This window comes from Syntrophus aciditrophicus SB (assembly GCF_000013405.1).
Lineage (GTDB): Bacteria > Desulfobacterota > Syntrophia > Syntrophales > Syntrophaceae > Syntrophus > Syntrophus aciditrophicus.
In genome coordinates, this window is sequence record NC_007759.1 from 250,084 (window position 1) to 272,518 (window position 22,435).

At 53.6% G+C, this 22,435-nt stretch carries 21 protein-coding genes; 11 read left to right on the plus strand and 10 right to left on the minus strand.

All coding sequences use genetic code 11. The annotated features are described in order from the left end of the window. Window positions 1–2: 2 nt before the first annotated feature. Window positions 3–1,334 carry a sodium ion-translocating decarboxylase subunit beta gene (locus tag SYN_RS01160; protein WP_041584577.1) on the minus strand — a complete coding sequence of 444 codons (1,332 nt, stop codon included), beginning with the start codon at window positions 1,332–1,334 and terminating at the stop codon, window positions 3–5. 51 nt (window positions 1,335–1,385) lie between these two features. Beyond that, window positions 1,386–1,520 (minus strand): hypothetical protein, encoded by a 135-nt coding sequence (locus SYN_RS16695; protein WP_258165149.1) that lies wholly within the window; start codon window positions 1,518–1,520, stop codon window positions 1,386–1,388. Window positions 1,521–1,865: 345 nt separating this feature from the next. Here SYN_RS16695 and SYN_RS15955 point away from each other — a divergent pair, with 345 nt between their 5' ends. After that, window positions 1,866–2,135: a hypothetical protein gene (locus tag SYN_RS15955; protein WP_148202445.1), complete on the plus strand. Its 270-nt coding sequence runs from the start codon at window positions 1,866–1,868 to the stop codon at window positions 2,133–2,135. A 480-nt stretch (window positions 2,136–2,615) separates the two neighbouring features. On the opposite strand, the gene SYN_RS01165 is transcribed toward SYN_RS15955, so the two are convergent. From SYN_RS01165 to SYN_RS01190, 6 genes are all read right to left on the minus strand, one after another. Further along, window positions 2,616–2,810: a hypothetical protein gene (locus tag SYN_RS01165; RefSeq protein WP_011416150.1), complete on the minus strand. Its 195-nt coding sequence runs from the start codon at window positions 2,808–2,810 to the stop codon at window positions 2,616–2,618. Then, window positions 2,810–4,012, minus strand: coding sequence for a sodium ion-translocating decarboxylase subunit beta (locus tag SYN_RS01170; RefSeq protein ID WP_041584578.1), 1,203 nt, complete (start codon window positions 4,010–4,012; stop codon window positions 2,810–2,812). Before SYN_RS01170 ends, SYN_RS01165 begins: the two co-directional genes overlap by 1 nt. 36 nt (window positions 4,013–4,048) lie before the next feature. After that, the gene (locus SYN_RS01175; protein WP_011416152.1) at window positions 4,049–5,263 is read right to left on the minus strand and encodes an ISL3 family transposase; all 1,215 of its coding nucleotides are present in this window, start codon (window positions 5,261–5,263) and stop codon (window positions 4,049–4,051) included. A gap of 149 nt (window positions 5,264–5,412) precedes the next feature. Continuing rightward, on the minus strand, window positions 5,413–5,535 hold the full coding sequence (locus SYN_RS16700; protein ID WP_258165150.1) for a hypothetical protein: 123 nt from the start codon (window positions 5,533–5,535) through the stop codon (window positions 5,413–5,415). Between the two features lie 553 nt (window positions 5,536–6,088). Then, window positions 6,089–6,289, minus strand: a complete 201-nt coding sequence (locus tag SYN_RS01185; RefSeq protein ID WP_041584579.1) for a cold-shock protein — start codon at window positions 6,287–6,289, stop codon at window positions 6,089–6,091. Window positions 6,290–6,582: 293 nt separating this feature from the next. Then, window positions 6,583–8,268, minus strand: coding sequence for a hybrid sensor histidine kinase/response regulator (locus tag SYN_RS01190; RefSeq protein WP_011416155.1), 1,686 nt, complete (start codon window positions 8,266–8,268; stop codon window positions 6,583–6,585). 289 nt (window positions 8,269–8,557) lie between these two features. Here SYN_RS01190 and trxB point away from each other — a divergent pair, with 289 nt between their 5' ends. The 9 genes from trxB (at window position 8,558) to SYN_RS01235 (ending at window position 19,670) form a co-directional block, all read left to right on the plus strand. After that, window positions 8,558–9,532 (plus strand): thioredoxin-disulfide reductase, encoded by a 975-nt coding sequence (gene trxB, locus SYN_RS01195; protein ID WP_011416156.1) that lies wholly within the window; start codon window positions 8,558–8,560, stop codon window positions 9,530–9,532. A gap of 2 nt (window positions 9,533–9,534) precedes the next feature. After that, window positions 9,535–10,395: a prolipoprotein diacylglyceryl transferase gene (lgt, locus tag SYN_RS01200; protein WP_011416157.1), complete on the plus strand. Its 861-nt coding sequence runs from the start codon at window positions 9,535–9,537 to the stop codon at window positions 10,393–10,395. A 93-nt stretch (window positions 10,396–10,488) separates the two neighbouring features. Further along, a complete protein-coding gene (locus SYN_RS01205; protein WP_041585232.1) occupies window positions 10,489–11,841 on the plus strand; it encodes an FAD-dependent oxidoreductase in 1,353 nt (450 codons plus the stop codon). A 130-nt stretch (window positions 11,842–11,971) separates the two neighbouring features. Then, window positions 11,972–12,913, plus strand: coding sequence for a DUF475 domain-containing protein (locus SYN_RS01210; protein ID WP_011416159.1), 942 nt, complete (start codon window positions 11,972–11,974; stop codon window positions 12,911–12,913). Window positions 12,914–13,060: 147 nt separating this feature from the next. Beyond that, entirely contained in the window at window positions 13,061–13,885 is an 825-nt protein-coding gene (locus SYN_RS01215) for a cytidylate kinase-like family protein (RefSeq protein WP_011416160.1), read from the plus strand. A 2-nt stretch (window positions 13,886–13,887) separates the two neighbouring features. Next, window positions 13,888–14,682, plus strand: coding sequence for a TrmH family RNA methyltransferase (locus tag SYN_RS01220; protein ID WP_158302883.1), 795 nt, complete (start codon window positions 13,888–13,890; stop codon window positions 14,680–14,682). Beyond that, window positions 14,679–15,044: a divalent-cation tolerance protein CutA gene (cutA, locus tag SYN_RS01225; RefSeq protein ID WP_158302884.1), complete on the plus strand. Its 366-nt coding sequence runs from the start codon at window positions 14,679–14,681 to the stop codon at window positions 15,042–15,044. The genes SYN_RS01220 and cutA overlap by 4 nt, the downstream gene beginning before the upstream one ends. Window positions 15,045–15,362: 318 nt before the next feature. After that, window positions 15,363–17,432, plus strand: coding sequence for a transketolase (tkt, locus tag SYN_RS01230; protein ID WP_011416163.1), 2,070 nt, complete (start codon window positions 15,363–15,365; stop codon window positions 17,430–17,432). A 162-nt stretch (window positions 17,433–17,594) separates the two neighbouring features. Next, window positions 17,595–19,670: a thioredoxin domain-containing protein gene (locus SYN_RS01235; RefSeq protein ID WP_011416165.1), complete on the plus strand. Its 2,076-nt coding sequence runs from the start codon at window positions 17,595–17,597 to the stop codon at window positions 19,668–19,670. A 25-nt stretch (window positions 19,671–19,695) separates the two neighbouring features. Here SYN_RS01235 and SYN_RS01240 read toward each other — a convergent pair whose 3' ends face one another. Both SYN_RS01240 and SYN_RS01245 read right to left on the minus strand, forming a co-directional pair. Beyond that, window positions 19,696–20,238 (minus strand): hypothetical protein, encoded by a 543-nt coding sequence (locus tag SYN_RS01240; protein ID WP_041584581.1) that lies wholly within the window; start codon window positions 20,236–20,238, stop codon window positions 19,696–19,698. Between the two features lie 97 nt (window positions 20,239–20,335). After that, the gene (locus tag SYN_RS01245) at window positions 20,336–20,569 is read right to left on the minus strand and encodes a hypothetical protein (protein WP_148202447.1); all 234 of its coding nucleotides are present in this window, start codon (window positions 20,567–20,569) and stop codon (window positions 20,336–20,338) included. 232 nt (window positions 20,570–20,801) lie between these two features. On the opposite strand from SYN_RS01245, the gene SYN_RS01250 reads away from it, so the two are divergent. Continuing rightward, window positions 20,802–22,376: a bifunctional ADP-dependent NAD(P)H-hydrate dehydratase/NAD(P)H-hydrate epimerase gene (locus tag SYN_RS01250; RefSeq protein WP_041584583.1), complete on the plus strand. Its 1,575-nt coding sequence runs from the start codon at window positions 20,802–20,804 to the stop codon at window positions 22,374–22,376. Window positions 22,377–22,435 lie beyond the last annotated feature (59 nt).

The window sequence follows — 22,435 nt, forward strand, 5'->3', positions numbered from 1 at the left end:
TTCTATCCCAGTATTCCAATGAAAACACCACCGGCAATCGCCGCGCCGATAGCTCCCGCGACATTCGGTCCCATGGCGTGCATCAGCAAAAAGTTCTTTGGGTTCTCTTTTTGACCCATGACCTGAACGACCCGAGCGGACATGGGAACAGCAGAGACACCGGCACCCCCAATCATCGGGTTGATCTTCTCCTTCAGGAAAAGGTTCATAAACTTGGCAAGAAGCACGCCTGCCCCTGCCGCGGCGGCAAAGGAGACGACGCCCAGGACAAGAACCAGGAGTGTCTTGGATTGAAGAAAATTCTGAGCCGGCATCGACGCACCGATGGCAAGGGTCAGAAAAATGGTGATGAGATCAACAAAGGTCGTTTGTGCGGTTTTGTTGAGTCGTTCCGTAACGCCGCACTCCTTGAAGAGATTTCCTATCATGAAACATCCCATCAGGGCGGCGGAGGTGGGTACAATCAGTATGACGATAATCGCTGTAATCAGGGGAAAGAGTATCTTCTCCAGCTTTGACACCTTTCTCATTGACGGCTTCATGAAGATTCCCCGTTCCTTCTTCGTGGTCAGGAGCCGTATCACGGGAGGAATGATGATGGGAACAAGTGCCATGTAAGAGTAACAGGCTACGGCGGTAGCCCCGATGATATGTGGAGCGAGCACGGAGCTGACATAAATGGTCGTGGGCCCCTCGGCTCCCCCGATGATCCCGATGGATGCCGCCTCAGGAAGGCTGAATCCAACGAAAAGCGCCATGAAGAATGCCAGGTAGACACCGAACTGCGCCGCTGCTCCCAGGAGCAGAGTTTTTGGGTTGGCAAGCATGGGACCGAAATCGGTTAGAGCACCCAGGCACAGAAACATCAAAGGCGGAAGAATCTGCCACATTACACCGAATTGAAAGATTCGGGAAAGTAGCCCTACGGGACGTGAGGGCAGCACTGCCTGGTCGGTCTGTTCCATCGTTAAGATGGAGGCTATCACTTGCCCCTTTTCAACATGCTGGCCTTGTTCCACATTCAGTTTGTCAACCCGCCCGAAGACGGGGGCGACGACCTCACCCGAATCGAGCTTGCATATGACGCCTCCTTTATCGAAGCCTTTCCCCTCCTGTGTCGATACTTCAACTACCGTCCCGGCCTGAGGAGCCTTCAGCATCATTTCGTAGTCCATCATTCCCCCGAGGGGCAGGTTGACCAGAATCATTCCGAATCCGATGGGAACCAGCAAAAGGGGTTCCATTTCCTTGGCAATTGCCAGATATATGAGTACGAGCGCTATCGCGATCATCAGGGCGTTTCCCCAGTAAAACAAAGGGAAACCAGTCTCCATTAATCCAAAAATCACGTCAGTTTCCTCCTTTACAAAATCTTGGCAATACGTTTACTTCTTGCCACTGAAAAATTTCTCTGTAATCGCTCTTGTCAATTCCACTGATACCATCAGCAGCATCAATATGGCAAATACCAGACCAAATCCACCAACCGCCGTTTTTATAGCCAAGCTCCAGTCAATCACATCAATACACTCCTTTCATCCGGACGAGCCGGAACCATCAATACATCAATAACTGGTCGGCCTTACAACCCTTGTCTGAACCTCGCCGCCGACCTTCACCAGAAAAAACAACATTTTTGCCGTGGGTGCTGCATTTTCTCAACTCACCTCCTTCTCTCCTGATAATCTTGATTATACTTTTATAAATACAACGACAGGGCACCATGGCAAAAAATCTCTCAAATTTTGCGAATTTACACTCTCATATTGTTCTTCTTCTTTTCTGTCAAGTCCTTTAAATGCAATGGGCTTTGTAACTGTATGATATCATTGTTGTTATGCGATAACTGTCTTGAGGCCCGGCAGTTGCCGCCGTTCAAGGTCTTCCTGTGTCTCCGGCTGTTCTTATACAACCGCCTGGCTAACCTAACTTCATATTCGCTGTACCCTGAATCACCGCTTTCCACAGAGGCTGATTATCCGGAATGGAATGTAAAATATTATGACTGGCAAGTAACGACGAACTCACCGGCGAAACGTCGTTGCAGGATGGAAAAGAGTTTAACAGGCGAGCAGCCTGGACGAGATTGGCAAGGATCAACGCTCTTTCCCGAGTTTGAAATCGAATTGGCTTGAGTAATAAGGGAATTTTCCCAGGCAGGATGAAGCCGGTTCTTTTAAATAAAACATCTGCGTACTTTGCCGGCTAATCGCTACGGGACGCTGTGATAAAAAAGTTGCTATTTTTCTATTTTGCTGGACTGCTCTGCCGTATTTTGGATGTAAGGACGAGGGGATACTATTTCCAGATCAAGGGGCCTATTTCAATCAGGCATAGGAAGTGGCGACTGGAACGGGAGTCCCGGTGGCTTCTGAAAGAACGCGTCAGACGCATGGTTCTGAGCGCGTACAACGGGATTGATTTGTCACTTGGACCGTGACAGGGCAACATTGCGCCCTGGATGGAACGCACCTCGTTGCTTAATCGGTGCGGAATATGAAGTGTTGCATTCTGCCTTTGAGCTTTGCGGGCAAAGGCAGAATGCAGAGCAATATTCAGAAATCTAAAAGACGATTAAGTGTCGGAACGTGAATGAGATGAGATGTTTTCCGATCTCATTCATCATCTTTCCGCATGGCCAGCGGCAGAGAAAACAGACCGATAATGACCAGGGTGTAGCCGCCGATTTTAATTGCAAGGCGGAGGGCGCCGGGGGGATATTCCGGGGCGAGGAGCCGCACCAGAGCGACCCCCGACAACGCGATGCATGTTCCAATAACCCACCACCACTGGCGTTTCTGCTTGAACATTACTTCAGCAGGGTGCAGTAAATACCGGCCAGAATCGCCGTCGTGATAACGCCGCTGACGTTGGCGCCAAGGGCAAGCGGCATGATCATCGCGCGGGGATTAGCCTTGAAAACCACCTTCTGCGCCACTTTGGCAGTGGTCGGCACACAGGAAACCCCGGCAATTCCGATGACCGGGTTATACTTTTTCCCGCTGAAGTAATACAGGAGAATCCCGCCGATAAGACCGCCAACTCCTGACAACATCAGTGCCGTGGAACCGAGGATCAGGATTTTCAGGACAACTGGATTGAGAATGGTGCCGGCCTCGCAGAGAACACCGAGGAGCAGGCCCAGGAAGAAGGTTGCGCAGTAGAGCACCGTGGTCTCAACAAATTCAATATAAGGCTTGATGCCCGCTTCCCGGATTACAATGCCAAGGAAAAAGGACACGAAGAGCGGTCCGGCAACAGGAAACAGCAGGCAGAGGATGGTGACGGTAATCGTAGAAAACATGATTTTTTGCAGAGGTGTAATCTGGGGCATGCCTCTGAGATCCATTTGAATGGCCTGCATTTTTTTGGGAATCAAAGCCTTGATCAGATAGGGATACAAACCGTAGCAGAGGCTGAGATAAAGATAGGCCACAATGCCGATGGGAACGAAAAGGTGCGGGGACAGCATCAGGGAGGTGAACAGCACCATGGGGCCGTCGGCGCCGCCAACGATGGCTGTTGCCGCCGCTTCCTGGGGGGTCATGCCGAAGGCCACGGCCAGCGGGAAGACGGTAACCGAACCCAACTCTCCCCAGAGCGCGAGGAACATGCTGCTGAAGGGGCGTGCCAGCACAAAGCCGATGTCGCACAATACACCGATGCCGATGAAAACGAGGCAGGCGATCAATCCGTTGGTGAAGCTCAATGTGTAGATGGGCTGGAGCCAGTTGATCTGTAAAATATTGACCAGGGCCGAGGGATCTGTAATCAGGGGATCAAGAAAAATGGTTCCCGTTTTGCCGTCGGGAAAAAATAAAACGGATGCATTGACCGTTGCCATCCCCAGGCCCATGGGGATCATGATGAGGGCTTCCAGAATTCCCTTGTAGCCAAGATAAACGAAGGATATTCCCAGAAGCATCAATACGATGCGGGCAACTGCAAATGTCGGGTCCTGCCCGACCAGCGTGGCAATACCTTGAAACAGCGATAATATATCAAAATTCATATTACAGTCTCCATTCAAAATGCTGAAATTTAAGGTTCATCCGACTAAAGCGTACTTGGCTTCATGAATGGCCATGATTTTAAGTTTGAAGAATTCGATATCCCGGAACCCATAAGCCATCCGTTTCATGGTTTTGATTTTGTTGTTTGTGCCTTCTAAGGGAGCCGACGAGATGCGGTAATCATAATAAGAGAGGATACCGGATTGAAATGCAGCAAGTGACTTCGCAAACTTTTTCAACATTTTTATCCCGGAAGTTTCCGCCCTCTTGATCCAATCAACCAATACCAGGCGTGCTTTTTCCTTTGTTGGCTGAAACCAGACCTGTCGGAGATCTTCTTTCAGGTAATAGGCGCATGCAAGTGGCTGATTTAGCTGGAGGGCATCGTTCAAGCGGGCCTTTTCACCTTTGGATGAGTCAAGATTTTCCGGATTTTTCAGGAGAAGCCAGCGGGTGCCCTTCAGGACTTTCTTCTGAAGGAGATCTTTTGCCTCTCGATAAAGGTCTCTTCTTAGCCCGGACAATTTGTCGTTGAAGAGCTTGATGACATGAAAATGGTCAAAAACAATCGTCGCTTTCGGAAGATGAGTCGATACAGCGCTGATGTAAGCGGGAGACATATCCATGGCAACGGCTTCAATCTTGGCTTCGGCACGTTTGACCTTTTTCCAGAAAGAGTCAAGCGCATCGGCTCCCTTGCCATCACCGACATAGACGATCGTCCCTTTGGTCATATCCAAAACAACAGTCAGATACCGATGCCCCTTGCGAATCGAGATCTCATCGATGGCAATTCTCCGAAGATCCTTCAGAAAAGGTCTGGAAAACCTCTTCGTCAAATCCCGTTTCTGAATTTCCTTGATCACGTCCCAGGATACCGACAGATGTGCAGCTACATCCTGGATTGTCATGTGTTTCGACAATTCCAAGGCATATCGCTCAAAAGCACGGGTGTAAGAAAACCGGGGATCAGCAAATCCCAGCGACACTTGACGAATACTGCCGCAACGAAGGCAGCCCACCCGCTGAACGCTGAGATCGAAGAACACATTCTTGAAACCGATGGGAATGCTTCGAAACCGTCTCCGGGTCGTTCCTCGCATGATGATCTCCCGGCTTCTACAGACTGGACAGCAAAGCTTGCTCCTTTTGTGGCGTATGGTGAACGTGATACTTCTTCCTTCGTATCGCGTCCTAACATAATCGTAGCCGACGAGGCTGAATCCGTGGTAAAGAAAACTCGTGGACATGCTTCCCCTCCGTTAATTGGAAATCTTCGAACAATTTCCTCTTGGGGTGTATGTCCATTTTTTTCAACATAAAGTACGCATAAACCGGATGAACCAAATTTAATAAGATACCTTTTGCCGGTTGTTCATTCTTTAATGATGATTAAAGATTATTTCTGACCTGATTTAAAGAAAATCGACATCGCCTTTATCATGCCTGCAACTCCAAAGCCGATAATCGCTAAGATTACGTATACAATACCTGCCGTTTGCACTGCTTCGATTACGGTCATCTCTCCTCCTTCCCTAGATTTTCCTAGTAAATTTATTATTTAGCCATTAATCATGCTCCGGATGTATATAAAAAACCAACATGAAAAATAAACATAAAAAGACTGCAATGTTATTATATGTATAATCCTTATGATAAGAGGATAATCATAATTGGTAAGCTAACGTGAATATTAGAAATATTGCGGATACAGAAGCTGCCGGGAAAGGCTGTTTTTTATTCAGAGACCAGCAGTACCATCAAAAAGACTTTTATATTTCATACCTTCTATCAGGATAATTTCCGGCAAAATCAACTGGCATCAGTTTTCCGGCAATCGGTGGCGGCAAGGCCTGCTTCGGATTCTCGACTCATATTGTTTTTAACAGGAGCGGAACGCAAGGCAGGAATGACGGAATGTTCCGTATATGTGAGGGATGAGAGGCGCACTTTTTCAGGGGAAGGTGATTACGATCCCTGCTGTCCATAACAACAAAAGCGCTCCCTGAGCTTGTGGCTCTTCACTGGAGCGCTTCTTTGTTTCTCGCCAATCTGGGTAATTAGATAGTAGGGCGTTATATAGGTTTTACATTAACGGCAGCAGGTCCCTTCTGACCTGTCTGTACTTCGAAACTGACACGCTGTCCTTCGTACAGGGTTTTAAAACCGCTGCTCTGAATGGCACTGTAATGAACGAACACGTCACCGCCCTCATCCTTTTCAATGAAGCCGAATCCTTTTTGTTCATTGAACCATTTTACTTTCCCTTCCGGCATCGCTTCCCTTTTCCTTTCTTCTCTTAAATTTTGTCCGCTGGTTCGGCATCCTGAATGTAAAAAAACCGCCAAGACCTAAAAGAGCATGGCGGCTAACCTTTGCACTTCAAAATGTCTGTAGCCAACTTACTGTATACACTGCACAGGAAAAAGCATGCAACTTCCCGCGCGCGTAGTTAAAATTTCTGATATTTTTATTACAAGCATTCGGGAATGTCAAGAGGTATTTCCGTGATATCCGTCAAAAGAACTTAAGCGCAAACCGGTCTGTCTGCGCTCTTCTGCAGGAAATTTTACGCCCCTGAATTTGCAAGGGCCGTCTGGAGCTGCTTAATGGTAAAGGGTTTTGTCAGCGAGGCGTTAAAGCCATGCTCATCGAAGAATTCGACAATGGGATCGTTCGTATATCCGCTGACGATGATGGCCCGGACTTCGGGATTGATCTCGCGGAGCTTCTGAAGGGTTTTGAAACCTCCCATGCCTCCGCGGATGGTCAGGTCGAGCATGACCTGGGAGAAAGGTCGGCCTGCTGATTCGGCCTGGCCGAAGCGGGTGATTGCCTCTTCCCCGTTTCCTGCCAGCTCAACCTCGTAGCCCAGATGAGTAAGAAGCTGACTGGTTATGTTCCGCACCGCTTCCTCATCATCCATCAGAAGAATCCGTTCCTTCATCGTCTGAAGAGAAGGTCTGCCAGTCGCGACGGTGGCGCTGTCTTCCGGGACGGCCGGCAGATAAAAACTGAACATAGTTCCTTGTCCGGATTCGGAAGAGAATGTAATGGTTCCACCATGTTTCCTGATGATAGAGTAACAGATGGCCAGACTGAGCCCGGAGCCTTTTTCGGCCCCTTTTGGTTTTGAGGTGTAGTAGGGCTCGAAGATCCTGGACTGGAATTCCGGCGCGATGCCCTTTCCGTGATCCCGGACGGAACAGCGCACATACCGTCCTTTTTTCAAACCTGGAGGAAGATCCGATGCCGCACAGAAATTTTCGGCCTCAATGACGATTTCACCCCCGTCGGGCATGGCTTCCTCGGCATTGCGGAGAAGATGAAGAAATACCTGCTGTATCTGATTCTCATCGATACGGACGGAGTAAAGATTTTTGGGAAGCCTGTACCGGCAGAGCACACTGGCGCTTTGCGGGGTAAAAAAGACCATTTTTTGAAGAAATGAAGTCAGGGATGTGATATGCCGCCGCGGTTTGCCCCCGTCTGAAAACGTGATCAGGCGGTTGGTCAGTTCCCTGGCCTGCAGACAGGATTGTTCAGCGCGGATTAATCTGATGCAGTTCTTTTCCTCGGGATTCAACCCCGCTTTAACCAGGGAGATGTTGCCGAGGATGGCAGCAATCAGATTGTTGAAATCGTGTGCGAGACCGCCTGCCAGAATGCCGACGGCTTCCAGCTTCTGGGCCCGGAGGAGTTCATTCTCCATCCGTTTCCGTTCCGTGATATCCTGACCGAAGGCGATAATTCCATGAGGACGGGTTGCCCTTCCTGGAAGCCTTGTGGCGTTCCAGAGGATGGTCCGGATGACGCTGTTCCGGACGAGAACTTCTGTTTCGACGTTTCGGCAATCCCTGCCTTTCAGGATGTTCAGGATGGCTTTTCGAGACTTTGTCTGATCCTTCTTTGGAACAAAAAGATCCACGTAGGATTTTCCGATAATTTGTTCCTTATTGCAGCCAAGCAGCTTTTCCGCGGCTGAACTGCATGCGATGATGCGGGCATCCGAAGTCAGGATCAGAACAATCGACTGGGTCGTCTCAAAAAATGTCGAGTAGAGGGCATCACTGTTTCTAAGGGCATCTTCCGCCTGCCCATGCTGGAGGACATCATCCCGGAAATCGCATTCCGGGGAGGTCTCCGGTACTGATTCGGATTTTCCCGCATTCGATAGAGGAAGGTTTTCATCCGGTTCTCTGTGGTTCAGCAGTCTTCTTTTTCCAGATCCAGCCGCAACACGAAAATCATTCATCCTGTCAAACCTCCCGGTTGCCGGGCATCCGCAGTGTAAGGATTTTTTCAGTATGAACAGCTACAATAAATTCGAACCACAACTAATTACGGCAGGGGGTATCTGATGTCAAGGGGAAAAATACCAGGGAGTTTTAACGTGCTGAATTTTGTGGATGAAAGCGTAATATACCGGTGGTGCGCCGACAATTTTATGCTTTACAATTTCAAGGGATATCGATTAAATAGCAGTCTGTCTCAGCCGTTATGCATGCTTTTGAGATCAGGATCTTCTCCAGGGGCGCGATTATATGGAAGGAAATGAAAGTTTGAAATTGGTTTACGACATCATTGTGGTCGGCGGCGGTCCTGCGGGGCTGACCGCGGGACTTTATGCGGCGCGGGGCGGGTTGAAGGCTCTGTTGCTGGAAGGAGAGTCGAGCGTCAGTCAGATCACGGTGACGGATCTGGTGGAAAATTATCCCGGATTTCCGGAAGGAATCAACGGTTATGATCTGGTGGAGCGTTTCAGGACCCAGGCGGGCCGGTTTGGTCTGAAGATTCTGACTGAAGACATCCGGGCAATCGATGCCGGGGCGGCGGAACACTGGATCGTTTCGGGAAGGGACTCTGCCTATGAGGCGTTGTCCGTCATTCTCGCGACCGGGGCCAACTGGCGTCACCTGGGGGTGCCGGGAGAGGCGGCATTTACCGGGAAGGGCGTATCCTACTGTGCCACCTGTGACGGTCCCTTTTACCGGGATAGAGAGGTCGTCGTAGTGGGCGGCGGAGATACCGCGGTTCAGGAAGCCCTCTTTCTGACCCGATTCGCCCGGAAAGTCACTATCGTACACCGGCGCGACCGCTTGCGGGCGACCCCCATTCTGCAGGAGCGGGCCTTTGCCCATGAACGGATCGATTTTGCCTGGGATTCCGTAGTCGAGGAGATTCAGGGAGGGGAATTTGTGGAAGGCGTGAGGATCCGCAATCTGAAAAATCCCGAAAAATCAAGGATTATTCCAGCCGACGGGGCCTTCATCTTTGTGGGATTGACGCCCAATACCGGCTTCGTCCGGGGGCTGGTAAATTGTGATGAAAACGGCTACATCCTTGCCGATGCCGAAATGAAGACCTCGGTAAAGGGGATATTTGCCTGTGGGGATTGCATTTCCAAACTGCTGCGGCAGGTCGTTACCGCCTGCGGCGATGCCGCCACGGCGGCCTTTTCGGCTCAACTCCATGTGGAAGCCCTGAAGGGAGAGGATTACGGAGGAAGAAAGGCCTGAACATGGATGCGTTTTTCCTCTTCTGGCAGCACCTTCCGGAAACCCTCCGGCCGGAACTCTTTTCCATCGGCTCCTTCCAGGTCCGCTATTACAGCCTGATGTACCTGGCGGCCTTCTGTCTGACCTATGTTCTTGTCATGCACCGGGTAAAAAAGGAAGGCAATTCCTTTTCCGGAGAAACGATACAGGATCTTCTGCTCTGGGCCATTCTCGGTTTGGTTGTCGGGGCGCGGCTGGGGTATGTCTTTTTCTATAATTTCAGCTATTATCTGAGCCATCCCCTGGAAATTCTGCTGCCCTTTGAATTTTCCGGCGGCATCCGGTTTGTGGGCATCAGCGGGATGTCTTATCATGGCGGGGCCATTGGCGCGCTTCTGGCCACGTTTCTCTTCTGCCGGAAGCGGGGCATTTCCTTCTGGACCATTCTTGAACTCTTTTCGCCCGCCGTGCCCCTGGGCTATACGTTCGGCCGGATCGGCAACTTCATCAACGGAGAGCTCTACGGACGGGTGACAACAGTTCCCTGGGGCATGTATTTTCCCCTGGATCCCCTGCATGAGCTTCGTCATCCTTCTCAGCTTTACGAGGCCTTTTTTGAAGGCATCGTTCTTTTTGCGATTCTCTGGGGCATCCGCAGACGGAGTCCCTTTGACGGTTTTCTCTTCGCTTCCTATCTCTTCGGCTACGGTCTGGTCCGATTTTTCATCGAATTTTTCCGGGAGCCGGACGCGCAGTTGGGGCTGATGTGGGGAGGAGTCTTCAGCATGGGGCAGGCTCTCTGCCTTCTCATGATGGCAGCCGGCGTTCTGGTGTATATTCTTCGCAGGCCGCAGAAGAGCGGATCGCAGGTTGATCCTGTTTAGAAGTACATGGACATTGCCCGGTGGAAATCGGGCGATGAACAGGCCTTTGTTTTCCCCCAGTCGTGCGGAAGACGGAAAGGATGGGTGAAGTACATGAAAAGACGAGTCGTGATTATCGGCGGCGGTGCGGGCGGTCCATCAACGGCCGCGGAGGCCGGGCGACGGGATCCTTCGCTGGCCATCACCATGATCGAAAAGGGAGAATATATCTCCTACGCGGCCTGTCCGATGCCCTATTACATCGGCGATGTGATTAAAGACGAAAAGAAATTGATCGCCCGGACGCCGGAGAAATTCCGGGAAGGAGGCGTAGACGTCCGGACCGGCGTGGAGGCGGAGAATGTTGACCTTGCGGCACAGGTGGTTACTCTCGTCGGGGGGGAAGCACTCCCCTTTGACGTTCTTGTGCTGGCAACGGGAACCCGTCCGATTCTTCCGGGAATCCCCGGTGAAGATCGAGAGGGAGTTTTTACCCTGAAACAGCTGCCCGACGCCGTGGGGATCAAGCAGTTTATCCGGGAGAGCCGCTGCCGGACGGCCATCATCGTCGGGGCCGGGTTTATCGGCATGGAAATGTGTGAAGCTTTTCGGGAAGCCGGTGTGGAGACCACGGTGGTCAATCGGGGAAGCATGCCTGTGCCCCGGTGGGACCCCGAACTGGGGCAACTGGTTGTCAAATCTCTTCTGGACCATCAAATCAGGATGATGGCCGACACGACCATCCAGGCCATTGAAAAGGGGGAGACATGCCGGCTCCGGTTGATTACCGATCAGGGCAAGATTGAAGCCGATGTGATCCTGCTGGCTATTGGTGTGCGCCCCAGTGTCGGGTTGGCCGGCGAAATGGGCCTCGCCCTGGGGAAAACGGGTGCGGTTGCCGTGGATTTTTCTCAGAAAACATCCCATCCGGCGGTTTATGCCGTGGGGGACTGCTGCGAAGCGTATCACCGGGTCAGCAGAAGGTGGGTCCATATCCCGTTGGGAGACATCGCCAACAAGCAGGGCCGGGTGGCGGGGTGCAACATCGGAGGCTTTCCCACGATTTTTCCGGGGATCGTCGGCGCACAGGCCTTCAAACTTTTCGATCTGGAGATCGCCGCGACAGGGCTGGATGAAAGGGAAGCTCTCGCAGCGGGTTTTCATCCCGTCAGCAACCTTGTATGGGGCGATGTGGTGCCACTTTCCGTGCCGGGAACGACCCGGCTCGGTCTGAAACTCATTGCTGATGAAGCAACGGGGCTTTTTCTCGGCGCGCAGGCTATTGGTCCTCATGGAGCGGTCAGCCGGATCAATACCCTTTCCGCGGCCCTCTGGTCGGGGCTTTCTATTGATGAAGTCGCTTATCTTGATCTCGCCTATTCACCCCCTTTCAGCCGCGCCTGGGATCTGATCCACATTGCCGCCCAGGATCTCATGAAGAAAATGGTTCGGAGGCCCCCGCGCTGAGCGGTCATTTTCTGACGGAAATCAGCCGGTCTGTGCCGTTTTGCGATTGGACAAATATTTCGAGCGCAGCGGGACCGCAAGAATTCCGCACTTTTTTGCGTGATTTAACGAATGGGGTACCTGGAGTATTATGATTATAAGTACGCTGATTATCATTTTCGGTTTGTGTCTCTTTGAAGTCATCTGCAGCGTGGATAATGCCATTATCAACGCGACCGTGTTGAAGACCATGTCGGTCAAGTACCGGAAGATCTTCCTGTTCTGGGGAATTCTCTTCGCTGTGTTTGTTGTCCGGGGCATGCTGCCTTTTGTTATTGTCTGGGCGACGAATCCAGCCTTGTCCCTGGTGGAGGTTTTCAAGGCATGCTTCAGCAGTTATGGCGGAGCGGCTGAAGCCATGGAAAAATCCAAGCCCCTGCTGCTTCTGGGCGGCGGCGTCTATCTGCTTTATGTCGCCCTGTCCTGGCTGTTTCTGGAAGAAAAGAAATACGCTTTTCTGGCGGAGCATTTTATTCATCGTCAGGGGGTCTGGTTTTATGCGATTGTCTCGCTGTTGACCACGTTACTCGTTTATGTTTCTCTCCGTATCGATCCTATTTTAGCTCTGGCGGCCACCATCGGCGTTTCCGCTTTTTTCATTACGGATGGATTTAAAAAGAACGCCGAAGAAAAGGAAAAGGAACTTCTCACGGGGAATTTGAGCGCCTGGAGTAAAATCCTTTACCTGGAAGTGCTGGATACGTCCTTTTCGATCGACGGCGTCATCGGTGCGTTCGCTTTTACCATGTCGGTTCCGTTGATCATTCTCGGCAACGGTCTGGGGGCCTTTGTGGTCAGGGAACTGACGATCAAGGGGATCGATGTGATTGCCCGGTATGCCTATCTGAAAAACGGCGCCATGTATTCCATCGGCGTTCTGGGTGTTCTGATGATTCTCGAGAGTTTTGGTCAGCATCATCCCTTCTGGCTGGCCCCCCTTAATACTTTGGTCTTATTGTGTTTCTTTTTGTTTCTTTCCGTGAGAGAATTGAAGAAAGCGAAAAAAATGGGACAGGATTCTTCTGTTTCGTAATGTTCAGTTCCGCCTCAGGACAGGGAAGTCCCTGTCTGGTTTCCGCGGTTGCTGGAATGGTTTCCGGCGGCCGGATGAAATTTGTTCTTATGGATAAAGTAATGATTCGCGGGACCTGACCCGGAATCGGGGATCAAAGGAGAGAAAATGGCGATATTGACGATCACCAAACAGTTCGGGAGCGGTGGCGGTGAGATCGGCAGTGCTGTGGCAAACCTTCTCGGATATGAATACATCCCCCTGAAGAGGGTGTTTGAAGAAGCGGGACAAGCGGGAAATAGAATCAAGAAACTTGCGGATGAAGTCAGTAAAAGCGTTCCCGGTCTCTGGGAACGAACCGACTGGTCCTTTCTTGCCTTTGTGGCATTCAGTCAGAGTACCATCCTGAATTACGCGCTCCAGAACAACATCGTGGTGATGACCCGGGGCGGCAACATGCTCTTGAAAAGCATCCCCCATGCCCTGAGAATTCTCGTGACGGCTCCCTTTGATGTCAGGGTGCGGCGGATCATGGAACGGGAAGAGATCAGCGAGGAAATTGCGGTCATGATGGCAAAGAAGGCGGACCGGGAAATGGCAGTGACCATCCAGCAGATTTACGGGACGAACTGGATGGATCCCACGGAATATGACCAGGTCATCGATACAAGCAAACAGAACTGGAATGAGATCGCCCGCAGTCTGAAAGATTCTCTTATGGCCAAGGAAAAGGATTTTACGGCTGAGGCGCAGAAAATACTCAACATGAAAGCCCTGGCGACGTATATAAAGGTCAAAATCATGACCTCTCCCGCGTTCATCACTCCCACTCTGGAGGTGGAAATGAAGGGTGACATCCTGGTCATCAGCGGGGTGGTGCGCAATCCCGACCAGCACAAGCGGATAGAAGAAGAAGTCAAAAAACTGGCTGGGGACAGGTATGTCGAATTCCATATCCATTATCGCGGTTCATGGCCATTCCGCGGCATTTGACGATGCAGAATCCCTCCAAAGCGCAACTTCGGCTCTGGAGCCGTCTGGATAAGGTGAAAACCCGTGAAGAAACAGGACTTTTTCTCGCGGAGGGCTTCAAGGTCGTCCAGGCTCTTCTGGAAAGCCGCTGGGACGTTCAGGCACTGCTGATTCTGGAGGAAAAAAAAGATCGGTGGGCGGCCTTCTGTGAGACCCTGCCGGTTTCCCTCCCCCTTTACGGATTGACTCGGAAGGAGTGGAAAGGGCTGACCCAGGATGTTTCGCCGGAAGGGATTCTGGCCGTGGGCATCACCCCTCCCAGGCTGCAGCTTGCCGACCTGATGGCAAAGGGGGCCCGTGGGCCGCTGCTGCTGCTCCATGAAATCAACAATCCGGGAAATCTGGGGACTCTCGTGCGCACAGCCTTGTGGTTTGGCTTTGCGGGTGTGGTTCTGAGTCAGGGATCCGTGGATCCCTTGAATCCCAAAGTGATTCGGGCGGCCATGGGGAGCATCTTTCACGTGCCCTTTCTGTTCGGGGCGGATCTGTCGAAAGTGCTGCCTCGAGTCAAAGAGAACTTCCATGTGGTGGGAAGTTCGGTTCGAACGGGAACACTTCCCCATGCCTGCGGAGAGAAAACGGCCCTGCTCCTGGGGAGCGAAAGCCATGGCCTGCCGGAGACTCTGCTGAAATTGACCGATGAGCAGTGGCACATTCCCCGGCGGGGCGTCGGCGAATCGCTCAGCCTTCCTCAGGCTGCGGCTATTCTTATGTACGAATGCGTCCGGAGCGCGCCTTCCCGGGCGGCAAGGCCATGACCCCGATTTCAAAAGAAAAAAATCAGAAAGAACAGGAAGCTATGGGAATCTATGTTCAGGTATCGACAACGGTGGATGCCGAAGCGGATGCCGCAAAAATTGCCGGGGCGCTTGTAGAGAAGAGACTGGCCGGTTGCGTCCAGATCACCCCCATCACCAGTATCTACCGGTGGCAGGGGAAAATTGAGACTGCGGGAGAATGGCGCCTGTGCATTAAGACAAGGGAAAACCTGTGCAAAGAAGTGGAGCAAGCCATTGCCGCCCTTTCTTCCTATTCGGTGCCGGAAGTGATTGTGACACCGATTCTTGGGGGGAGCAAAGCCTACCTGGACTGGCTGGAGGGGGAAATCCTGAAAAAATGAATCAAAAAAAGATTTTCCCTTAAAGGCTTTACCTTTATTACCATTATTACCATCCCCTTTCATCCTGCTTTTGAATTTCTCGAAGTTCCGCTGCTTATCCTCAAGTCGTTTTTTCCTGTTTTTCACCGTTCCGCTGAGGAGGTTTCTCTGAACGGGCTCGGATTTTATTACTTCTCAATGCTTTTGAAACAACTCGACATTCGATGACTAATGTGCTTGTTTAAGCGGCCGGGTTAGAGTATAAGCGCAGGGTAAAAAGTCGGCAACCAACGGAAACCCCGTTGCAAGTTATGTGATATTAAGGAGATAGAAAAACTCATGTCGAAAACGACCGCCTTCGAAGAAAAGTGTATCAACACCATCCGTTTTTTAGCCGCGGATGCCATAGAAAAAGCGAAATCGGGACATCCCGGAATGCCGATGGGCGCCGCTGCCGCAGCCCACACCCTCTGGGTCAGTCATCTGAAACATAATCCTGTGAACCCGCGGTGGGTCGATCGAGACCGCTTCGTTCTTTCCGCGGGACATGCCTCCATGCTTCTGTACGTACTGCTCCATCTGACCGGATATGACCTCTCCATGGATGACTTGAAGGCCTTCCGCCAATGGGAAAGCCGGACGCCGGGGCATCCCGAACTCCACTGTGCGCCGGGAGTGGAAGTGACCACCGGCCCGCTCGGGCAGGGGCTGAGCAATGCCGTGGGCATGGCGATCGCCGAGGCCCATCTGGCCGCCCGCTTCAACCGTCCGGACTGTGAGGTGGTCGATCATTTTACCTATGTTCTGGCCAGTGACGGCGACATCATGGAAGGGGTGACGGCGGAATCCTGTTCTCTGGCAGGACATCTGGGATTGGGTAAGCTCATCGTCCTTTATGACGACAACCGGGTTTCGCTGGCGGGGACCACGTCCCTGTCTTTTACGGAAGACGTGGGCAGACGGTTTGAGGCTTATGGCTGGCAGGTTCTCCGGGTTCAGGAAGGCAACCGGCCGGCGGCGATCAATGCGGCCCTGCAGCAGGCGAGGGCGGAAGAGTCGAAGCCTTCGATTATTTCCGTGCAGACGGTCCTCGGTTACGGCGCTCCTCATAAACAGGGAACGGCGGATGCCCATGGCTCTCCCCTGGGCCGGGATGAACTGGACGCCGCCAAGAAAAATCTGGGCTGGCCGGTTGACCCCACCTTCTTTGTGCCCGAAGATGTTTCAAATTTTTACCGGGAGGCGCTCGATCGGGGGAAAGCCAGGGAAGAGCAATGGCTTCAGACATTTGAACGCTATCGCCGGCAGTATCCGGAGCAGGCTGCGGAATTCAGCCGGGTTCTGGCCGGTCGGCTGCCCGACGACTGGGAAGCGGCATTGCCCGTGTACGGGGAAGGAGCCGCCGATGTGGCCACCCGCAAGGCCGGGGAAACGGTGATGCAGGCCCTTGCCCCGAAGATCCCGGAACTGATGGGCGGATCGGCGGATCTCAATCCGTCCACCTTCACCTGGCTCAAAGGGCTGGGCGATTTTCAGCCTCCGGGATTTTCTCCGGAAGGCGTGCAGGGTCGTGTCGGCGGACCGTGGGGCTATGAAGGCCGCAACATCCATTACGGCGTCCGGGAACATGCCATGGGGGCCATTTCCGTGGGGATGGCCCTTCATGGGGGCATTCTTCCCTATACGGCCACCTTTCTGACCTTTGCCGATTACATGCGGCCGCCCATTCGGCTTTCCGCCCTCATGGGCCTTCGTGTCATCTATGTCTTTACCCACGACAGCATCGGCCTGGGCGAGGATGGCCCGACCCATCAACCGATCGAGCACATCATGAATCTGCGGGCCGTTCCCAATCTTACCGTGATCCGTCCCGCCGATGCCGGTGAAACCGTGGAAGCCTGGCGGGAGGCGATCAGAAACACGGAGGGGCCGACGACCCTGATCTTTTCGCGCCAGAATCTTCCCGTGCTGGATCGCGCGAAGCTGGCCCCCGCGACCGGCCTGCGGAAGGGAGGTTATACCCTCTGGGAATCCGGGGAGGGAATCCCCGACATCATCCTGATCGGGACGGGGTCCGAGGTTGTTCCGACTTTGGAAGCCGGTCACCGTCTGGCGGTGGATGGAGTTGCCGTGCGGGTGGTCTCAATGCCCAGCTGGGAACTCTTTGACCGTCAACCGGACGCCTATCGCGAGGCCGTTCTGCCCTCGGCCGTGCGGGCGCGCGTCGCCGTGGAGGCGGGGATCAAACTGGGCTGGGAACGTTACGTCGGGCTGGACGGCGCGATTGTCGGGCTGGAAGGTTTCGGAGCCAGTGCGCCGGCCAAAGTCCTTTTTGAAAAATTCGGCATTACTGTGGAAAACGTCACGGCAGCAGCCAGGGCGCTCCTGCGGGCCAGAGTGACCTCTTGATCGGATGACCCTGATTTCTGAATGAATGCTGAGGCATGGGGATGGCGATGGTTCCGTAAACGCATGCCGTTCACCTGCGGAAAAATAACCGTAAAACCGAAGCTTATGTGTTGAAAACAGCGGATTATCCTCTACTCCGCTGTTTCAATAAGGAGAAAGATTATGACCGATTCGACCCGCTCCACGGGTTCCTTCCGGAACCGCCTGCAGCAGGAAAAAAGTCCCTATCTGCTCCAGCATGCCTCCAACCCGGTGGACTGGTATCCCTGGGGGGAGGAAGCCTTCGAAAAGGCCCGGCGGGAGGATAAGCCGATCTTTCTTTCCATCGGTTATTCCACCTGTCACTGGTGCCACGTGATGGCCCATGAGTCTTTCGAGAACGAAGAGGTTGCCAGGCTGCTCAATGAGTCTTTCATCTCCATCAAGGTGGACCGTGAGGAACGCCCCGATATCGACAAACTGTACATGGCTGTCTGTCAGCTCCTGACCGGTGGAGGCGGCTGGCCGCTGACCATTCTCATGACCCCCGATCGGCGCCCTTTCTACGCGGGGACTTATATTCCCAGGGAAAGCCGGTCGGGCATGGTGGGGATGCTGGTCCTGATTCCCGGACTCAGCGAGGTGTGGCGCAAGGAGCGGAACAGGATTCTGGAAACCGCCGGCGAGATTACGACGGCCCTGCAGGGGATGGATCAGGGCGGCCCCGGAGAACTGCCGCTGGACCGGGTTCTGCATGAAGCTTATGACGATCTGCGCCGCCGTTTCGATGCCCGTTATGGCGGGTTTGATTCCGCACCGAAATTTCCCATGGCTCAGCATTCCTTTTTTCTTCTGCGCTACGGCCGGAGGCAGGAAAACTCCCAGGCTCTGGCCATCGTGGAAAAAACCCTGCAGTCGATGCGACGTGGGGGGATTTATGATGCGGTCGGCTTCGGTTTCCATCGGTACAGCACCGATGCCCAATGGCGGCTGCCGCACTTTGAAAAAATGCTTTACGATCAAGCCCTGCTGGCCATGGCCTATACCGAAGCCTTTCAGGCTGCGGGACAGTCGTTGTACAAAAAAACGGCACGGGAGATTTTAACTTACGTCCTGCGGGATATGACCGCTCCGGAAGGCGGCTTTTACTCGGCGGAGGACGCGGATACCGCCGGGGAGGAAGGGGCATTTTATCTCTGGACCGCTGAGGAACTTCGGCAGGTGCTGCCGACGGAAGAGGCCGAACTGATGATCCGGGTCTACGCGATTCCTGAGGGCGGCAAACCTTCCGTACTGCACTGTTCGTCATCGTATCCTGAACTGTCGGTTGATCTGGATCTTCCGGAAGAGAGGCTTCTGGAACGGCTGGAATCGGCGCGGCAGAAACTTTTTCTTCAACGCGCAAAGCGGATTCGGCCTCTCCGGGATGACAAGATTCTGACCGACTGGAATGGACTGATGATTGCGGCCATGGCCCGGGCGGCAGCGGTCTTTGAAGAACCCGTGTACCTGCAGGCGGCCCGGGAGGCAGTCCGTTTCATTCTGGAGAACCTGCGTGATCCGCGGGGGCGCCTCCTGCACCGCTGGCGGGAAGGTGAGGCGGCCATGCCGGCCGTTCTGGACGATTATGCCTTCCTGATCTGGGGGCTGATCGAGGCCTATGAAGCGACCTTCGATGCGAATCTTCTGCAGACGGCCCTTTCTCTTGATGAAGAACTGACCGCCCATTTCTGGGACAACGCCTCTGGAGGCTATTTTTACACCCCGGATGATGGCGAGTCTTTGCTGGTTCGCCAGAAGGAAAGCTATGACGGCGCCATTCCGTCGGGGAATTCCGTGGCCATGCTCAATCTGCTGCGTCTGTCCCGCCTGACGGGTCAAGCGGGACTTGAAGAACGGGCCGTTGCGACGGCGCAGGCCTTTGCCGATTCCATCCGTTCCCTGTCTGCCGCCCACACCTCGTTTATGGTCGCGCTGGATTATCTCGCCGGTCCTTCGGCTGAGGTGGTCATCGCCGGAAGCCCGGAGGGAACGGACACCCGCGATATGCTGCGGGAACTGCGTCGGGCTTTCCTGCCTCACGTCACCGTTCTCCTGATTCCGGACGAGGGGGAAAAGGGAATGCTCGCCGGAGTGGCGGAATTTACCGGGGGGATGACCCGTATCGATGGCCGGGCAACGGCCTACGTCTGCCGGAATTTTTCCTGTCGAAAACCCACAACGGATCCGGCGGAAATGACCACCTTGCTTCGGGAATAGCAGGAAAGGGAATTCCCTACCTGGGTTACGGATTTTCCGGGGTTTCCGGGGTTGCCGGAGTCGGCGGAGCGGACGCGGGCGATGGCGTCATCGGCGGTACGGAGGGTGCCGTCGGCAGTAAGGAAGGCCCGGATCGCGGGATCAGGCTGTCCAGACGTCTTTCGAAATTTAAAATCTGATTCCGCTGCACTTCCAGATCGATTGCCACCTGGATATTAGTTTTGGCGATCTCCTGCCGTAAGGCATCCAGAGTGGGCCTGTCGATTCTCAGGGCCTCCGGGTTAAGTTTTGCCAGGGGCTCGTCCGCTTCGCGGAGGTGGGCGTTTGCCAATCCGAAGTTGCGCTGATCGAGATCAAAGGCGGTCTGGTAAAGGGCGATCCGGGCCTTGAAAAAATGGGCCTGATTTTCAGCGCCAGCCAGTCTGGCTTCGAAGTCCTTGAGCTGCTGCAGACATTGATCTCTCTGGGTCGTAACCCGACTTCGCCCATGCAAAAAACCTCCCAGATAAAGGCCGCTCAAAACGACAAAGACAATTACAATCAGGGCGATCGCTTTCTGTTTGTTCATTACCATTCCTCCTTGTTCATTAAATAGAAAATTCAAATTGAGGGTTCGGATTCACCACTTTTCAGCAGAGGGTCTTCAAGGTCTTTGTTCGCGGCCGTCAGGTCCCGGGCCCCAGAGGGACCATGCGCCGGCGCAAAACCTGAATGGACAGGGTCAGCAGGACGATGCCCGTCAGAATGAAACGACGGATGAATGTGATCATCAGAGGGTCGATATGCTGCGGTCCGATGCACTTGCCGGCGATCTCAACCGTACCGAAGGGAGCGACGGCAATCATCAGGATGACCATCCCCGGTGTTTCATCCCGGACGGTAAAAAGGACGCACGGCAAATGCAAAAACTCCCGTTGTGCTGCATGAATTTTAAGGCCGTATTCCTCCACCATTACGGTCCGCTGGACATATAAGAGTTTCCTGCCGCATTTCCATTGGAACAAAGCGAGAAACTTTAACACAACCCCTCTGAAAAATACACTTTTAAAAGATACCGCCTTGATATTCATAGACTTTAAGGATAAAGAGAGACGAAATTTCTGCCGGGAAAAGAGAACAAAGGAGTCGGTTATGAGAGTATGCAGCGTTCAGGAAATGCGTGCCATGGACAGATATGCCATTGAACATCTTGCCATTCCGGAGGAAATCCTGATGGAGAACGCCGGTTTGGCTGCCGCGGCTGTTTTGAAGCGGGAAATCGGAATCCCGGGCAGAAAATTTGTCATCTTCTGCGGCGGAGGAAACAACGGGGGCGACGGTTTTGTTGTCGCCCGGAAAGTTTTTTCCGACGGTGGAACCGTCAGGGTTTTTCTCCTTGCCGATCCGGAGAAATTTCGCGGGGCGGCCCGGACCAATCTGGATATTCTGAAGCGGCTTCCCATCGATCTGATCAGCGTGGAATCTGCGGAACAGGTCCGCTGCGATATCCGTCACTGCCACGGCATTGTGGACGCAATTTTCGGAACCGGTCTGGACCGGCCGGTGGGCGGTCTTTTCAAGGAAGTGATTGACCTCATAAACGGCAGTGGCAGAAAGGTCCTGAGTTTGGATATTCCCTCCGGTGTGAACGGCGACACGGGCGAGATCATGGGCGTGGCGGTGCAGGCCGATTTCACGGTGACATTCGGCCTTCCGAAAATAGGCAACATTCTTTACCCCGGATTTTCCCGGGGCGGGAAGCTTCATGTCTGCCACATCTCTTTCCCTCCGGATCTGCAGGCGGGAACGTCGAGAGGCGTCCTGTTGAACAACCCGCCGCCTGTGCCGCCGAGGAATCTCGACGCGCACAAGGGCAGCGTGGGGGAGGCCCTTTTTATCGCCGGGGCGGCAAATTATTTCGGGGCTCCCTGCTTCGCGGCCCTCTCCTTTCTCAAGGCGGGCGGCGGCTATTCCCGGCTGGCCGCGCCGGCTTCCATGATCCCCTCCATCGCCCAGAGGGGTGGCGAGATCGTCTTTGTTCCTCAACGGGAAACCGCGGCGGGCAGTCTGTCCGGAGATAACTTTGAAGAGCTGCTTGCCCTTTCGGCAAAGATGGATATGGTGGTTATCGGTCCCGGCCTTTCCCTGGAGGAAGAGACGAAAAGCTTGGTGCGGGCCCTGGTTCAGGACATTGCCCGGCCCCTGCTGATCGATGGTGACGGCATCACGGCGGTGGCTTCCCGTCCGGAGCTGATTTCGGAAAGAAAAGCGCCGACGATTCTCACCCCTCATCCCGGGGAAATGGCAAGGCTTTCCGGGATGAGCATTCAGGACATCCGGCGGGAGCGGATTCGGATTCTTCAGGAGACGGCGGCGAATCTCCGGGCCATCGTTGTTCTGAAAGGCGCTCATTCACTCATCGGGATGCCCGATGGCCGGGTCTTCATTAATCTCAGTGGAAATCCGGGAATGGCGACGGCAGGATCAGGTGATGTTCTGACCGGGACGATTGCGGCGATGTATGGTCAGGGTCTGCCCCTGGAGGATGCCGTCTGCAAGGGGGTATTGATTCATGGATTGTCAGGCGATCTGGCGGCCGAGGCCCGTGGGGAGGACGGGATTACCGCGCAGGATATCCTGAATTTCCTGCCCGAGGCGAGGAAAGCGGATCGGGAGGGGGTGCCGGCTGAACTTTTCCGCCGTTATTCCGGTCCGGAGATCCTGTAGACTGCTCTATGTTCGAGGTTCCAGGTTTCATGTCCCGGGTCGGGAATTTCGGGTGAGAA

Bases quoted from the DNA above. Each gene is read 5' to 3' on its own strand.
- SYN_RS01210 (WP_011416159.1), top strand. From the start codon at position 11,972: ATGATTATAAGTACGCTGATTATCATTTTCGGTTTGTGTCTCTTTGAA.
- SYN_RS01240 (WP_041584581.1), bottom strand. From the start codon at position 20,238: ATGAACAAACAGAAAGCGATCGCCCTGATTGTAATTGTCTTTGTCGTT.
- SYN_RS01165 (WP_011416150.1), bottom strand. From the start codon at position 2,810: ATGTTCAAGCAGAAACGCCAGTGGTGGTGGGTTATTGGAACATGCATC.
- SYN_RS01175 (WP_011416152.1), bottom strand. From the start codon at position 5,263: ATGTCCACGAGTTTTCTTTACCACGGATTCAGCCTCGTCGGCTACGAT.
- tkt (WP_011416163.1), top strand. From the start codon at position 15,363: ATGTCGAAAACGACCGCCTTCGAAGAAAAGTGTATCAACACCATCCGT.
- SYN_RS01215 (WP_011416160.1), top strand. From the start codon at position 13,061: ATGGCGATATTGACGATCACCAAACAGTTCGGGAGCGGTGGCGGTGAG.
- SYN_RS01170 (WP_041584578.1), bottom strand. From the start codon at position 4,012: ATGAATTTTGATATATTATCGCTGTTTCAAGGTATTGCCACGCTGGTC.
- trxB (WP_011416156.1), top strand. From the start codon at position 8,558: ATGGAAGGAAATGAAAGTTTGAAATTGGTTTACGACATCATTGTGGTC.
- SYN_RS01235 (WP_011416165.1), top strand. From the start codon at position 17,595: ATGACCGATTCGACCCGCTCCACGGGTTCCTTCCGGAACCGCCTGCAG.
- SYN_RS01160 (WP_041584577.1), bottom strand. From the start codon at position 1,334: ATGGAGACTGGTTTCCCTTTGTTTTACTGGGGAAACGCCCTGATGATC.
- cutA (WP_158302884.1), top strand. From the start codon at position 14,679: ATGACCCCGATTTCAAAAGAAAAAAATCAGAAAGAACAGGAAGCTATG.
- SYN_RS01220 (WP_158302883.1), top strand. From the start codon at position 13,888: ATGCAGAATCCCTCCAAAGCGCAACTTCGGCTCTGGAGCCGTCTGGAT.
- SYN_RS01205 (WP_041585232.1), top strand. From the start codon at position 10,489: ATGAAAAGACGAGTCGTGATTATCGGCGGCGGTGCGGGCGGTCCATCA.
- lgt (WP_011416157.1), top strand. From the start codon at position 9,535: ATGGATGCGTTTTTCCTCTTCTGGCAGCACCTTCCGGAAACCCTCCGG.
- SYN_RS16700 (WP_258165150.1), bottom strand. From the start codon at position 5,535: ATGACCGTAATCGAAGCAGTGCAAACGGCAGGTATTGTATACGTAATC.
- SYN_RS01190 (WP_011416155.1), bottom strand. From the start codon at position 8,268: ATGAATGATTTTCGTGTTGCGGCTGGATCTGGAAAAAGAAGACTGCTG.
- SYN_RS01185 (WP_041584579.1), bottom strand. From the start codon at position 6,289: ATGCCGGAAGGGAAAGTAAAATGGTTCAATGAACAAAAAGGATTCGGC.
- SYN_RS01250 (WP_041584583.1), top strand. From the start codon at position 20,802: ATGAGAGTATGCAGCGTTCAGGAAATGCGTGCCATGGACAGATATGCC.